This window comes from Pseudomonas sp. GXM4 (assembly GCF_008923895.1).
In the GTDB taxonomy this organism is placed as follows: domain Bacteria; phylum Pseudomonadota; class Gammaproteobacteria; order Pseudomonadales; family Pseudomonadaceae; genus Aquipseudomonas; species Aquipseudomonas atacamensis.
In genome coordinates, this window is sequence record NZ_WBRZ01000147.1 from 1 (window position 1) to 13,964 (window position 13,964).

Below are 13,964 nucleotides of genomic sequence, written 5' to 3' on the forward strand. Positions count from 1 at the left end.
TCTGCTAGCCACAAGGAGTCCATTGCTCGCACAGACACATCATGGGGATGTGAACAGTATCTTTGTGGTGAGGGGATTTATCCCCGCTCGGCTGCGCAGCAGTCGCAACTTCCTCACACACGGTGGGCCTGTAGAAACTGCGGAGGCAGGTTTTGGGGCTGCTTCGCAGTCCAGCGGGGATGAATCCCCTCGCCACTGTGTTCGTTCCAGTTTTATTCAGATAAACCGCCGGCTCCGCTCTTCACATTTTTTTCACCGGCTTCAACCACCGTCTAAGCTTCAGACAAGTCCGATCAATCTGCGTGAATGGATCAGTCGACTATGGGCGCTTTGTGGCAAACCGATTCGAGTAAAACCGTGGTTCAGACTGAAAGTGTGAATGAAGCGCCTGTCCCTGAAAAACCCCGTCGCAACCGGCACGGGTGGAAGGCTTTCTGGTTGCTGTTTTTGATCATTGCGGTGGTGGTGGGACTCGCCGCGTCCAAGGAAATGCGCACCTCGCGCTTTCAAGCACGGGAGCTGAGCCAGTACGCCGCTTCGCTGACCTACAAACTTGAACCCGGCCCCAGCGAAGCGATTCGTTATCCGGGCAACGGGCCGTTCGATCTGCGCCTGGGTTACAGCTCTCTGGACGAATTCCTGCCGCGTCTGCTCAAGCGCAATTACGTGATCACCGAGCAGACGCGCTTCTCCCCTGCCCTGCTCGGTTACACCGACAAAGGCCTGTTCGTGCCGTATTCGGAAAAGATTCAGGCCGGGCTGTCGATCACCGATTGCCGAGGCGCGCCGCTGTATCGATACAACTATCCGCAGCAACTGTATGCCGACTTCGCGGCGATTCCGCCGGTGGTGGTCAGCAGCCTGCTGTTCATCGAAAACCGCTTTCTTCTCGACCCGAAACAACCGCTGGCCAACCCGGCCGTGGACTGGCCGCGCTTCGGCATGGCCGCGTGGTCGCAAGTGGCGAAGTTGCTGCGCCTGCCCGGGCAATCGGCCGGCGGCAGCACTCTGGCAACGCAACTGGAAAAGTATCGCCACTCGCCCGATGGCCTGACCGTGTCGGGCGCGGAGAAGATCCGCCAGATGATTTCCGCCAGCGTGCGCGCCTATCAGGATGGCCCGCAGACCCTCGGTTCGCGGCAGAACATCGTGCGCGACTACCTCAACAGCGTGCCGCTCTCGGCGGTACCCGGCCACGGTGAAGTGCACGGCATGGCCGAAGGTTTGCGGGTCTGGTACGGCAGTGATTTCAACAAGGCCAACGAGCAACTGAACAGCCCGAAGACCGATCCGCAGACCATGGCCGCCAAAGGCTTGGCCCTGCGTGAAATGCTTTCGCTGATGATTGCCCAGCGCCGTCCTTCGCATTACCTGACCAAGGGCCGCGACGAATTGGCCAGCCTCACCGACAGCCACCTGCGCCTGCTCAAGCAGAACGGCGTGATCGACAGCGCTCTGGCCGACGCCGCGCTGGCAAGCACCGTGTCATACCGCGACTGGCAGACCCAGCCAACGATGCAGCCGATTGAAACCAACAAGGGCATCAGCGTTGCCCGCAGCCGCCTGGCGAGCATGCTCAACCGGCCGCTTTACGACCTCGATCGTCTCGACCTGTCAGCCACCAGCACCCTGCAGGGCGACCTGCAAACGCAGGCCACGGCTTATCTGAAAAAACTCGCCGATCCGGTCTACGCTGCCGAAATCGGCCTGCTCGGCGAACGCCTGCTGACGCCGACCAGCACCACGCAAGTGCGCTACAGCTTCACCCTCTTCGAACTGACCCCGGACGGCTCGCGCGTACGCGTGCAGACCGACAGCACCGACCAGCCGTTCGACATCAACGAAGGCAGCAAGCTCGAACTCGGCTCGACGGCGAAAATGCGTGTGCTGACCACGTACCTGCAAATCGTCGCCGAGCTGCACGACAAATACGGCGCGATGAGCGGGCCAGAACTGAAGAAAGTCGAAGTGCCGGATCAGGATCGCCTCAGCCGCTGGGTCATCGACTACCTGATCCAGAACAAGGATCACGACCTGTCGAAGCTGCTCGGCGCCGCGCTGGATCGCAAATATTCGGCCAGCCCCGGCGAGGCGTTTTTCACCGGCGGCGGCCTGCACAGATTCAACAACTTCCGCAAAGAGGACAACGGTCGCCTGCCGACCCTGCGCGATTCGCTGCGCGAGTCGATCAACCTGCCGTTCATTCGGCTGATGCGTGACATCGTCCGTTACACCACCTACTCAGGCCCCAACGGCGAATTGCTCAAGGATGACCGCGACCCCCGCCGCCAGGAATACCTGGCCAGTTTCGCCGACCGCGAAGGCACCTCATTCCTGCTCAAGTTCTGGAAGAAGTACCGGAACAAGGACACCCAGGCGCGCCTGGAAACCTTCCTCGACAGCATCCGCCCGACGCCGATTCGCATGGCGGCGGTGCACCGTTATCTGTTGCCGGATGCCAGCCAGGAAGACTTCAACAGCTTTGTTCGCGCCCACCTCAAAGGCGCCAGGCTCAAGGAGAAACTCACCGATGACCGCCTGATCCGCCTCTACGATTCCTATGGCCCCGGCAGTTACGATTTGCCTGATCAGGGCTTCATCGCCAAGGTGCATCCGCTGGATCTGTGGATGATGGGTTATCTGCTGCATCACCCGGAAGCGACCTTCAGCGAGATCGTCAAAGCCAGCCATTTCGAACGCCAGGAAGTCTACAGCTGGCTGTTCAAGAGCCGGCACAAAGGCGCGCGCGACAGCCGCATTCGCACCATGCTCGAGATCGAAGCGTTCCTCGACATTCATCAGCGCTGGCAAAAAGTCGGCTACCCGTTCGATCACCTGGTGCCGTCACTGGCCACCGCCATCGGCAGTTCCGGCGACCGTCCCGCCGCGCTCGCCGAGCTGATCGGCACCATCCTCAACGACGGCGTACGCATGCCGACGCTGCGCATCGACAGCCTGCATTTCGCCGCCGATACGCCTTACGAAACCAGACTGGTCAACGACCCGCACGTGGGCAAACGGGTGATGCCGGTGGAAGTGGCCAGAGCCATGCGCGAGGCGTTGTCGCAAGTGGTCGATGCCGGTACCGCCAAACGGTTGTCGGGCAGTTTCAAATTGCCCGACGGCACGCCGCTGGCCATGGGCGGCAAGACCGGCACCGGCGACAACCGCATTGCGGCGATCGGCTCCGGCGGGCGGATCATCAGTTCGAAGTCGATCAACCGCACGGCGACCTTCGTGTTCTACATCGGCGACCATCATTTCGGCACCCTCACCGCGTTCGTCCCGGGGCGCTCGGCGGAGAACTTCAAGTTCACCTCGGCCCTGCCCACGCAGGTGCTCAAGGGCATGGCGCCGATTCTCACGCCGTATCTGCAACCGGGCAGTGACTCGCAATGTCGTCCGGCGGAAAATCCCCCCGTGGTTACCACCGGGCCGGCGCAGTTGGCAATCCTGTCCGGATGACAGCGCATTACTGCTCTTGCTTCCGTCGCAAAGACCGCGAGGAGTTCTGCCAGGCTGGCCCCGTGCAGCCGCGCAAGACGCTGGGACCCGATCAAGCGTCTGAACGCAGCCAGACTCGCATGGGCTGCTTGACCGGAATCGCGCTTAACCTACCTCTGAATCCCAGATCACCGTGACATTGCCCGAATAGGTGCGCGCTTCCCCTTCCCTGATCATTCTTTCCACCGCATCGCGGGCCACTTCGAAATGCAGCGTGCCCACCTTGCGGTCCAGATAAAAGCTCGGCTGAAACAACTCGGTGCCCGTGCCATCGATCAGCAATCGCCGGCGATTGACCGCTTGTCCGGCGCCATCGGTCAGTCCGTTGGGCAGGCTGACGCTGACTTCCAGTGGTACCACATGGCCGGTGCCCGATTCCCGTATCAAGCAGTCGTTGCCGAAGACGTACTGGCACTCGATGTTCATCTTGAAGCGGCTCGAGGCCGAGATATTGAACGTCTGGTCACGCATCAGCCGGGTCGGCTTGCGGCCCTCGTTCAGCCACGACTGCCAACCGCCCACCGGTTGCAGCGCCACCCGGTTGCCGCCGGGAGGAATATCGACCTTCATGGTGTGCGTAACCCTCAAATTGAAATTGAGGGTCAGAATCGAGTCGCTCGGGATCATCACATCGCCCATGTCGAAATCCATGTTCGGACCGACGGTGTAGGTAATGGCACCGGTGTAGTCGCCAGCATCCATTTTCAGCGGATCCGGCGTGCGCAGTTCGTAGGCGTAGACGAAAAACTGATAGTTCATGCCAAGCGGGATATCGAACAGAGCTTTCTTGGCGCAGACTCCCGCCCCTTCCGGAACTCTCCAGAAACTGTTGTAACCATGCTGTCCCGCTGTAAAGACACCGACACCCAGACACGGTGGCGGAGCGTAGACCCAGCCGCCGCCTTCCCATAAGTCATCCCACCTGCCGCCTCCGGTCAACTCGGCGAACGACAACGGGAAGGCCGCCTCGTGACCAATACCGGCAATTCTCACCTCGACAATGTGGCTGTCACCGGCAGCGTTGGCCACCGAAACAGTCCTCCAGTCGGACGGCACTTTGGCCATGCCACCCTGGCGCGGATCGGCGTGGTTGGCCTGAATCGGTGCATTGGCGGCGAACGGGATGCGCGCGACCAGGCTGAACAGGCCCAAATTCGCGCACGTTTCCGCTGCTTGACGGCAGAAACCCTCGGATGGTGTCTGATTCTTGAACTGATTTTTTTGCGGATTGGCAAAGTCCGGCTCGAAGGTGGCATCAATGTTGTGCACTTCGGCCACTGCCGCAGCGCTGAACAACGTCAACAGCAATCCGATCCATGGGCGGATGCCCGGGGCGCTAGAAAAAATCATGGGTGGTCTCCAGAAAATACTTCGATACCAGCATTGCGCGAGCCATCTCACTCGCCAGGCGCTCGGGCACTGAACAGCAACAGCACGTTGCCGGCGTAATCCCCGGGGCGGTAGCCGCCCTCCGGGCTGATCGGGTCGATCTGCAACAGCACCCGTGTCCCCGCAGCAGCCTCGGCCTGCGACACCACCTCGCGCGGCGCCATCTCGGCGCTCAGCTCCACCTTGTTAAAAGTCACGCGCAGACTGATATCGTCTGCCGGCCGACCGTTCGAAAGGTAAGGCGCGGACTCAAGCCGCGCTTCAATCGCACTGGTGTCGTGACGCACATCAAAGTACTTGCGCACACTGCTCAGGCTTGAGGTCGAGTGATTCCAGTCGAGCCGCTGCGGTCGGTGAATCCAGTCCGGCACCGCGGGAATGATGTAGAACGATCGGTTCGGCACTTCCACTGTCACTTCGAACGTGTGTGCTTCCCGAGCCGCCCAGGCCGCATCGCTGGCCAGAGCCGCCGCGGCTATCAGCGCGACGACGGAGCATTGCTTGATCATGTTGGTTACCCGTTGCGTCAATGAAAAGCAGACCTAGCGGCTGCTGACCGTCAGGTTCTTCTTCTCGCTGCCTTCGATCAGGAAGAAGCGGTACCCACGGCCCTTCTCCTTGTCGAAAGCGAACGTCTTGCCCGCCAGCACATGGTGTTTGGTGGTCACGCCGCAGTCGGTTTCGTCGCTCAACGAGCAGTTTCTGAACTCGTCGACAATCACCACGGTGTTGCCGTCATTGCGCAGTTCGTAGCGGCTTTCGGTTTCATTGATCGTCGTGGCGAACCGCGTTTCCCTGGGCCGTACGAAGAACACCGTGCCGAAACCGGTCATCACGTTGACCCCGGCCGTCAGTGCCTTTTTGTAGTCTTCCCGTTCTTCCTGGCTGACAGCGAACTCGTCTTCCTTTTCCGGCACCACCGGCACGAATCGCACGCGGAAGTAACGCTCGCGATCGCGTTCGCCCATGTACAGCAAGCGGGTGCCCTGCATGCCCTCGGCCGGGACGATCAGCCGCGCCGGGCTGGCCATCAGGCCGTTGCGCGAAGCGCCGTCGGCAGCGTTCTCAACCGGGATTTCCTTCGGCGTGCCGTCGGCGTCGTAGACAATCTCCAGAACGTTTACCTTGACGAACGCGGTGGCATCGCCGCTGTTGAACACCCGTTTCAGATAGGTGCTCTTGTCGCCATCCATATAGTCGTACACCGTACCGACATTGATCTGTGGCCCGGCCTGCGCCGTCAGGCAAAACACGCTGAGCACGCCCAGCAAAAAACCACGGTTCATCACTTCAACTCCATGAAAAAAGGAACAAGGCACCGGCGCGCACGTTCATGCGTCGGCTTCCCGGATAACGCTGATATTGCCGCTGCGCGTGTCGCCCGAATGTGGACTCGGTCATCGGTTCAGCCCGCCTTCTGCGCGGTGACACCGACGTCGGCCACGGTGTCTGGCGTGCAGCGCAGATCGCCTATCATCAGGACGTTGTTTTCACTGCGGTACTGGTTGGCATCGAGGCGGAACTGACACAGCAAGCGATTATCGCGACGGATCTCGAGGGTCGGCGAACCGGCGTTCATCTCCATTGAAAAGAACCCGTCAACCTCGGTGACACCACGGCTGGCATGGTTGATCACATGATGGCCCTTGAGCGGCTGCCCTGCTTCATCGATCAGGCGACCGAGCACTGTCAGGGTTTTCATCACACGGATCTTGCGGTACTCCACCCCGCCCTTGTTCAGGTGATAGCGAGTGCGCGCCGGCTCGATGGTCGCTGCGGGCACGTTATTGCCCTCGAAGTCGAAGCTCACGGAGCTGTTCTGATAGGCCGTGATCGGAATGAAATTGCGCCCCGGCTTCAAGGCAGCGCTGCTCCCGCTATAGTCGTCCGCGCGCAGGACGATGTCGTCGATGTCCGATTCGACATCGACGATCATCCCGGCGCCGCGCACTTCGCTGTGATTGGTCATGAGCATCTGCTCGCCACCGACGACCAGCGTGCTGTCGAGGTTGAGGCCGCCGGTGAAATTGCCGTTGTAGGACGAGCGTTGAATAAAGCCATCGCCGTTGACCGCATCGGTGCGGAAATTGGCCAGGCTCGACATGCCCAGGCCGTAGGTATCGGTGAGCGCCGTGACCGAGACGCTTTGCAGCACGTGATCCTTGAAATCCTTGCGCCAGCCGAGCGAGGCGTTGTTGTCACGTTTGCCATCACGGGCGGTGCGTGAGCCGATGCTGCCGGTGAGCTGTTGACCGGGCGCGCCGAGCGCCAGATTGATGCTCAGATCGATCCCGCGGTTGCGCGCATCGCCGCTGCTGAAACTGCCCGGACGATCAAAGACCGACAGGCGCCAACTGGCATCACTGCCCAGCAGCACCGTGCGCTGGGTCCAACCCAGATCCAGGCCCATGCCTTCGACATTGCCTTCGCTGTGCGAAACCCGGGCATTGACCGAACTCTTGCTGCTCACCCGATGATTGAGCGCCAGCGATGAATTGCTGGTCTGGCCGACGAACACGTTACGCGGACGAACGCGTGTGCCGTCGGGCAGCGTTTCGTAGGTGTTGGTGGTGTCGAGCCAGCTGCGGTTGTGGCTGATCACCAGACTGCCCGCGCCGTAGTTGTAAAGGCTTTGCAGATCCAGACCGGTGCCGTAATCCTCGGTCTTGTAGACATTGGCATACAGGCTGAGGTGGTTGGCCAGCGTCCAGTCGATGGATGTGCCGTACTGCAGCTTTTCGCGAATCTGCCGCGCCGAAGCGCCGAGAATTACCCGCGGATGCAACAGATAGTTGAGCGATGCACCGGCGGTCGGGCTGCCACTGCTTTGCTTGTCCCAGTTACTCAACAGTTTGCTTTCTTCGCCGGCAAATACGTTGTAGCGCCAGCGCTCATCGAGGTTGCGCCAGTTGCTCGGCTTGTAGACCAGTTCCTGCGTGGTGGAGGTGATCTGGCCGTCCTCGATCAGGCGAACCTCCACCTCGTAAATGCCACCCGGCAGCGGCCGCGTATCGAGCGACTGCAGACCGGCGGGCACCGATTGCGTGTTGATCAGCAAACCATTGCGCCAGATTTCCACAGCCCCCTGACGATTGGCGGTCACGTAGATCGGATACACGCTCGGCATCGGCGTGTTGATCGCCAGACTGTCGGAGCTGCCATACATGAGGCCTACAGCGGTGTCGGGGCTGGTGCCGAACGTGCGCGGCTGACGCATCAGCCCTTCGGAATTGGGGGTGAAATAGCCCAGGCGAAAGAAACTGCCTTGCAGTTCGCGCTGGGTGTGCAGCTCATGCACGGCGTGATACAGCTTGGTGTCAGGACCGCCGAGCCGGGCCATTTGCAGGTTGAGGGTCTGGCTCCAGTTGCCCAGACTGGAACTGGCTTCCAGGCCGAAGCGCCCACCCAGATCCTGATCCTGGCCGCCATTGAGATTGAGTTGATTGCGCACCATCAGGCCACGACTGCCGCCGTCGGGTTGCTCGTAATAACGCTTGGCCTGAACATCGCGCTCGGCATTTTCAGTGAGGATCGAAACCAGCGAACTTTGCAGGTTGTAGTGCACCGCCAGAAACTGATCGGGACACGAACCGCGGCACGCGCCCAGAGGCACACCGGGTTTGAGGTAGCTCGCCCACTTTTCCCGCTCGGCCGGGCCAAAGCGGTTTTCGCTGGTATCGGTGAATTCGAGAAGCGTGATGCGGTCATCTCGCGACAGCACCACCATGGCTTCGCCCAGCGGCTGCTGATCGACTTCGACCCGCACCGCCAGCGGTACATCAAAGAAATGCTCCTCGAAATCCGCCGGCAAGCCTTTGGCCTGCGCCAGCAAACTGCGTGGCGTGGTACCGGTGGCGTCGGAAGCCATGACTGCGCTGGCACAGAACAACAGCGCAAGCGCAGCCGCGATGGGTGTCATCGGGAACATGAACTCGTACTCTGATTTTCAGACAATGAAAGTCCGTCGGGGCAAACACGGATGTTTGCCCCGCCGGTCAAACCCACGGTGAAGGTGGGCGTCTAGCAGGCGATCACGCGATCAGCGCGAACCGACCGGAGGTACCGCATCGAAAACCATTGCAATCGTTCCGGTGTAATCACCCGGCGCGTATGTGGAGCTGGCACGCGGAGCGATTTTCAGCAATGCGCGGTAGCTACTGTCGGATTCATCTTCACCCACAACCATTTGTGGCACTTGGGTAAGAACCTTGCCGTTGAATTCAACGTCCAGGGCAATCTGATCGACACCCGATTGCAGCATAGGGATGCCATTGAGGCTGGCGTGAACGGAGCCGTCAGTGTTACGTACGTCGAAGTAACCTTTGACCTCGGTCATCTTGCCGGTGGCAGGGTTGTAGCTCATGTCCTGGTCCTTGTTGACCAGATCAGGGTCGACCGGCACCACAAAGAAGCTGGTGGTTGGCACTGTGGCGACAAGACTGATGGTGTGCGACGCCTCGCCCGCAGCGAAGGCAGTGGAGGACATTGCCAGAAGAGCCAGTGGAGCAGCGATTGCGAATTTCTTGAACATCGTTCAGTACCTGTTTGCTTTATATAAGGGGGTGTCATTGAAAGTTCATAAACCTTTTGCTCGTCGACCGCTGAAGCAACTTGAACTTTCAATGCCGGGCATCATCGACTGTTGCCTCTGGAATGTAAGCAGGCAACTTCCGACAAACTCGTAGTTAAACAACCCCACACCCCGCCAGAAAAAAGAACGAAAAACAGATACTTGCAACATTCGCTGTAAGTTGCGCCCTACACACAGTTACAGGGAAAAAACCATACAGCAACTTAGCCGCTTTAACGCGGCAACTTGCGAGAAATTAGAATATATACTCAAGCTCAACTAGAGCGATAACTTTAACTTTAAGGTCACGCCTTTTTATTTTTGATCGGAAAGAGTTTTGTGGCTTTTTTCACGCTGACCGCTCGTCCGTCGAGCGTCGCCAGAGGCTAAAAACGTCTTGCGCAGCGCTTAAGATATATCTTAAGTTGTATCTAAATACGACGAGAGAGAAGCGAAATGAGAGACCATCATTCCCCCCACCGCGAGCATGGCGATGGCCGCGACGGCTTCGAGAAGCGCCCCGGTCGCGAACGCGGTGGCCGCGGCCCGCGAGTCTTTGCCCCCGGCGACTTGAAATTGCTGTTGCTGGCGCTGATCGCCGAGCAGCCCTGCCACGGTTACGACCTGATCCGCCAGATAGAAGGCATGTTCGACGGCGCCTACAGCCCCAGCCCCGGGGTGATCTACCCGACCCTGACCTTTCTGGAAGAGAGCGACCTGATCGCCGGTGATGCCGAGGCCGGCAAAAAGCGTTACAGCGTCACCGACGCCGGTCGTTTGTCTTTAAGTGAACAAGCGGTGGCGCTCGACGGCGTCCGCATGCGCATCGACGTCAGCAAGCGTTCGCTGCGCGGCCATGATCGTCCGGCGGAAATCCACGAAGCGGTGCACAACCTGCGCCATGCCTTGCAGCTGCACCATGGGCGCTGGAGCGCCGAAGAAATCCTGCGCGTGCGTGACCTGCTCAACGACACCGCCAAAGCCATCGTCGACGGCCCTGCCGTTCAACCTGCCACGGAGAAAGCCGAATGACTGCAGTCGATACTCAAACCATTCACCGCGTGATGCACGAAATCAAACGGCGCAAACTTGAAGTGCTGCGCGTCACCGACCTGACCCCACGCATGCGCCGCATCACCCTCGGCGGGCCGGAACTGGCCGGGTTCATCAGCCTGGGCACGGACGATCACGTCAAACTGCTGTTCCCGCAGAACGCCGAACAAGCGGCGGCGCTGGAGACGATGCAACTGGGCGCCGGCAAGGACAACGGGCCGATGCCCGAGATGCGCGACTACACGCCGCGTCGTTACGACCTGGAAAAAATGGAGCTGGACATCGATTTCGTCCTGCACGGCGACGGCCCTGCCTCGACATGGGCGGAACAGGCGCAACCGGGGCAGTTCCTGCATATCGGCGGGCCGCGCGGGTCGATGATCGTGCCGGACATCTTCGACAGCTATCTGCTGATCGGCGACGAAACCGCCCTCCCCGCCATCGCCCGGCGCCTCGAAGGTCTGGCGGCAAATCGCCGGGCACTCGTGGTGATCGAAGTGGAAAACGGTGCCGAGCAGCAAGTGCTGGAAAGCGCGGCGCAGTTCAATGTGATCTGGGTGCTGCGCGAAGGCGGCAAGGACAACCTGCTGGCTACCGTCAAGCAATTACAGGTGCCCAAGGGCAATCTGTACGCATGGGTGGCGACCGAGACCAAGGTCTCACGGCAGATCCGCCGGGTGCTGATCGATGAGCATGGGCTCGATGAACAGTTCATCAAGGCTGTTGGCTACTGGCGCGCCGAGGGCTCTGACGAGGAGTGATTTTCCTCTGACCACAATTTCCCTGTGGGAGCGAGCTTGCTCGCGAAAGCGGTGGGGTCAGTCAACATCCATGCAAACTGATACACCGCATTCGCGAGCAAGCTCGCTCCCACATTGAATATCAACTTCGTGCGGTCTTTCTACGATCCAGGCCGATAATCAGCAGGCCCACCAACACAAAACCCACCAAGATCCCCCCGGCATTCGCCAGCACCTGTGGATAACCTAGCACCGCCACATCAATGAACGGATACGCATAGGCGCCGAGCAGATGCCCGCGCAGCAAGGCGTAGATGAAATACACCAGCGGATAGATCAGCCACAGCGGCAGGTGCCTCAGGCGCAACGTGCCTTTGGGGACGCAGCACCACCAATAGCCGAGAAACAGCAATGGCATGACGTCGTGGAGCAACTCATCGGCAACAAACTGCCAGCCTTCGGGGTGCCACAAGTGCCGCAGCAGGATGCTGTAGGCCAGACCGACCACGGCGATGCTCACCGCGATCCCGCTGCTGACCCACGGTTGCAGAAACCAGCGCCGCGCGGCGGATTCGCGCTTGGTGACCGCGCAGGTCAGCACCGTCGCCACCAGGGTGTTGGTCAATATGGTGAAGTAGCTGAAGAAACTCACCAGCCCGCCCAGCAGGCTGGCGCCGATGCTCAATCGTGCGAAGAGAATCAGGTACAGCTGAATTGCCAGCCCTGCCCAGCCCAGCACGGCCAGGCCGGTGATCAGGCGTTGGCGCCTCGCGCTGTTCATCTCAGAGCGGTCGCTTGGTGCGCATCAGTTTCACGTACAGGCGTTCGACCTTCTCCCGCGCCCACGGGGTTTTACGCAGGAAGGTCAGGCTCGACTTGATGCTCGGATCGCTCTTGAAGCAACGGATGTCGATACGCTCGGCCAGCCCCGACCACTCGTAGTGAGTCACCAATGCATTGAGGATCTGTTCGAGGGTCACGCCGTGCAGCGGATCGGGGGATTGTTCGTTCATGCCGGGCCTTTGGGCGAAGTGATATGCAGAAGCCGCGCACCTTAGCCGAGGGGCTGAGCGGGTGGAAGGCCTTCCTGCAAATGTAGGCCAACCCGGGAAGATCGCAGGCTGTGGCGCGACTCACAATGCGCCCGTTTGCCGCACTGTTACCGAATCCGAAACGCTGCATTTCTGCAAAAGCGCTTTCTCAATTTGTTACAGATCATTATCCTGCCGCCCTTCCGCTGAAACGCTTCACTGCCTGCGACAATCTGAAGCGCTCGGCCTGCACTCGAAAAACATCAAAAAAAGACTTCTTCATGCCTGACTTTTCCTTCTCCCGAGACAGCGCTATCTCTGCCCTGCGCACCCTTGGCGGCTGCACCGCCCTTGGCTTGGCGACCTGTGCCCACGCGGCGCCGGCCTTCGACAGTGAATCACCGTACATGCTCGGTGACTGGAACGGCACGCGCACAGAACTTGCGGAAAAAGGCTACGACTTCAAACTCGATTACACCGGCGAAATGGGCAGCAATCTGCACGGCGGTTACGATCACGACCGCACTGCCCGCTACAGCGACCAGTTCGGCCTCGGCACCCATCTGGATCTGCAGAAGATCCTCGGTTGGAACGACGCCGAATTTCAGCTGACCATCACCAAACGCAGCGGCAACAACATCAGCAACGACCGCATCAACGACCCGCGCGTTGGCGGCTTCACTTCCGCCCAGGAAGTCTGGGGCCGTGGCCAGACCACGCGCCTGACGCAGATGTGGTACCAGCAGAAATTCTTCGATCAGAAGCTCGACATCAAGGTCGGCCGTTTCGGCGAAGGCGAGGATTTCAACAGCTTCCCCTGCGACTTCCAGAACCTCGCGTTCTGCGGCTCGCAGGTCGGCAACTGGGTCGGCGGCATCTGGTACAACTGGCCGGTCAGCCAGTGGGCGCTGCGGGTCAAATATCACCTGACGCCGGAGCTGTATGCGCAGGTCGGCGCCTACGAGCAGAACCCGTCGAACCTCGATCGCGGCAACGGTTTCAAACTCAGCGGCAGCGGCACCCAGGGGGCGATCCTGCCGGTCGAACTGGTGTGGACGCCGAAGCTCAACGGTCTGCCGGGCGAATACCGCGCCGGTTATTACTACAGCAATGCCAAGGCCTCTGACGTCTATAAAGACCGCAATGACCAACCGGCAGCGCTGAGCGGCGAAGCCTATCGCAGTGCGTCGAGCAAGCACGGCGTATGGCTGGGCGTGCAGCAACAGGTGACCAGTATCGCCAGCGACCACTCGCGTGGTTTGAGCCTGTTCGCCAACGCGACGATGCACGACAAGAAAACCAACGCCATCGACAACTACGTGCAGGCCGGCCTGACCTACAAAGGCCCGTTCGACGCCCGCGCCAAAGATGACATCGGTTTCGCCCTCGCTCGTGTGCACGTCAACCCGGCCTATCGCAAGAACGCCGAGGCGAGCAACCGCGCCAACGCCGTCTACGACCACGACAATCCGGCGTTCCTGCCACCGCAGGACACCGAATACAGCGCCGAGCTGTATTACGGCGTGCACGTGACCAACTGGCTGACCGTACGCCCGAACCTGCAATACATCCGCCACCCCGGTGGCGTGAACGACGTCGACGACGCCCTGATTGGCGGGATCAAGATCCAGTCGTCGTTCTAAAGATCACCACAAGGCCCTGTGGGAGCTGGCTTGC

At 60.2% G+C, this 13,964-nt stretch carries 11 protein-coding genes; 4 read left to right on the forward strand and 7 right to left on the reverse strand.

The window, feature by feature from the left end; all coding sequences use genetic code 11:
* Positions 1–321: 321 nt before the first annotated feature.
* Positions 322–3,465, forward strand: coding sequence for a transglycosylase domain-containing protein (locus tag F8N49_RS17740; RefSeq protein WP_151551997.1), 3,144 nt, complete (start codon positions 322–324; stop codon positions 3,463–3,465).
* A gap of 144 nt (positions 3,466–3,609) precedes the next feature.
* Here F8N49_RS17740 and F8N49_RS17745 read toward each other — a convergent pair whose 3' ends face one another.
* The 5 genes from F8N49_RS17745 to F8N49_RS17765 form a co-directional block, all read right to left on the reverse strand.
* A complete protein-coding gene (locus F8N49_RS17745) occupies positions 3,610–4,854 on the reverse strand; it encodes a hypothetical protein (RefSeq protein WP_122747768.1) in 1,245 nt (414 codons plus the stop codon).
* Between the two features lie 47 nt (positions 4,855–4,901).
* Positions 4,902–5,402 carry a CS1 type fimbrial major subunit gene (locus tag F8N49_RS17750; protein WP_073473236.1) on the reverse strand — a complete coding sequence of 167 codons (501 nt, stop codon included), beginning with the start codon at positions 5,400–5,402 and terminating at the stop codon, positions 4,902–4,904.
* A 33-nt stretch (positions 5,403–5,435) separates the two neighbouring features.
* Positions 5,436–6,179 (reverse strand): pilus assembly protein, encoded by a 744-nt coding sequence (locus F8N49_RS17755; protein WP_071173463.1) that lies wholly within the window; start codon positions 6,177–6,179, stop codon positions 5,436–5,438.
* Between the two features lie 119 nt (positions 6,180–6,298).
* Complete coding sequence (locus F8N49_RS17760; RefSeq protein WP_122752258.1) at positions 6,299–8,821, reverse strand: CS1-pili formation C-terminal domain-containing protein; 2,523 nt, start codon at positions 8,819–8,821, stop codon at positions 6,299–6,301.
* Between the two features lie 111 nt (positions 8,822–8,932).
* A complete protein-coding gene (locus F8N49_RS17765; protein WP_073473241.1) occupies positions 8,933–9,424 on the reverse strand; it encodes a CS1 type fimbrial major subunit in 492 nt (163 codons plus the stop codon).
* Positions 9,425–9,919: 495 nt separating this feature from the next.
* Here F8N49_RS17765 and F8N49_RS17770 point away from each other — a divergent pair, with 495 nt between their 5' ends.
* Positions 9,920–10,495: a PadR family transcriptional regulator gene (locus F8N49_RS17770; RefSeq protein ID WP_024014184.1), complete on the forward strand. Its 576-nt coding sequence runs from the start codon at positions 9,920–9,922 to the stop codon at positions 10,493–10,495.
* The gene (locus tag F8N49_RS17775) at positions 10,492–11,277 is read left to right on the forward strand and encodes a siderophore-interacting protein (protein WP_130928578.1); all 786 of its coding nucleotides are present in this window, start codon (positions 10,492–10,494) and stop codon (positions 11,275–11,277) included. Before F8N49_RS17770 ends, F8N49_RS17775 begins: the two co-directional genes overlap by 4 nt.
* A 121-nt stretch (positions 11,278–11,398) precedes the next feature.
* Here F8N49_RS17775 and F8N49_RS17780 read toward each other — a convergent pair whose 3' ends face one another.
* Positions 11,399–12,037 carry a Pr6Pr family membrane protein gene (locus F8N49_RS17780; protein ID WP_151551998.1) on the reverse strand — a complete coding sequence of 213 codons (639 nt, stop codon included), beginning with the start codon at positions 12,035–12,037 and terminating at the stop codon, positions 11,399–11,401.
* Between the two features lies 1 nt (position 12,038).
* The gene (locus F8N49_RS17785; protein ID WP_016773359.1) at positions 12,039–12,269 is read right to left on the reverse strand and encodes a VF530 family DNA-binding protein; all 231 of its coding nucleotides are present in this window, start codon (positions 12,267–12,269) and stop codon (positions 12,039–12,041) included.
* A gap of 299 nt (positions 12,270–12,568) precedes the next feature.
* On the opposite strand from F8N49_RS17785, the gene F8N49_RS17790 reads away from it, so the two are divergent.
* The gene (locus F8N49_RS17790) at positions 12,569–13,930 is read left to right on the forward strand and encodes a carbohydrate porin (RefSeq protein ID WP_151551999.1); all 1,362 of its coding nucleotides are present in this window, start codon (positions 12,569–12,571) and stop codon (positions 13,928–13,930) included.
* Positions 13,931–13,964: the final 34 nt, after the last annotated feature.

Bases quoted from the DNA above. Each gene is read 5' to 3' on its own strand.
- F8N49_RS17745 (WP_122747768.1), bottom strand. From the start codon at position 4,854: ATGATTTTTTCTAGCGCCCCGGGCATCCGCCCATGGATCGGATTGCTG.
- F8N49_RS17750 (WP_073473236.1), bottom strand. From the start codon at position 5,402: ATGATCAAGCAATGCTCCGTCGTCGCGCTGATAGCCGCGGCGGCTCTG.
- F8N49_RS17770 (WP_024014184.1), top strand. From the start codon at position 9,920: ATGAGAGACCATCATTCCCCCCACCGCGAGCATGGCGATGGCCGCGAC.
- F8N49_RS17740 (WP_151551997.1), top strand. From the start codon at position 322: ATGGGCGCTTTGTGGCAAACCGATTCGAGTAAAACCGTGGTTCAGACT.
- F8N49_RS17780 (WP_151551998.1), bottom strand. From the start codon at position 12,037: ATGAACAGCGCGAGGCGCCAACGCCTGATCACCGGCCTGGCCGTGCTG.
- F8N49_RS17765 (WP_073473241.1), bottom strand. From the start codon at position 9,424: ATGTTCAAGAAATTCGCAATCGCTGCTCCACTGGCTCTTCTGGCAATG.
- F8N49_RS17755 (WP_071173463.1), bottom strand. From the start codon at position 6,179: ATGAACCGTGGTTTTTTGCTGGGCGTGCTCAGCGTGTTTTGCCTGACG.
- F8N49_RS17775 (WP_130928578.1), top strand. From the start codon at position 10,492: ATGACTGCAGTCGATACTCAAACCATTCACCGCGTGATGCACGAAATC.
- F8N49_RS17760 (WP_122752258.1), bottom strand. From the start codon at position 8,821: ATGTTCCCGATGACACCCATCGCGGCTGCGCTTGCGCTGTTGTTCTGT.
- F8N49_RS17790 (WP_151551999.1), top strand. From the start codon at position 12,569: ATGCCTGACTTTTCCTTCTCCCGAGACAGCGCTATCTCTGCCCTGCGC.
- F8N49_RS17785 (WP_016773359.1), bottom strand. From the start codon at position 12,269: ATGAACGAACAATCCCCCGATCCGCTGCACGGCGTGACCCTCGAACAG.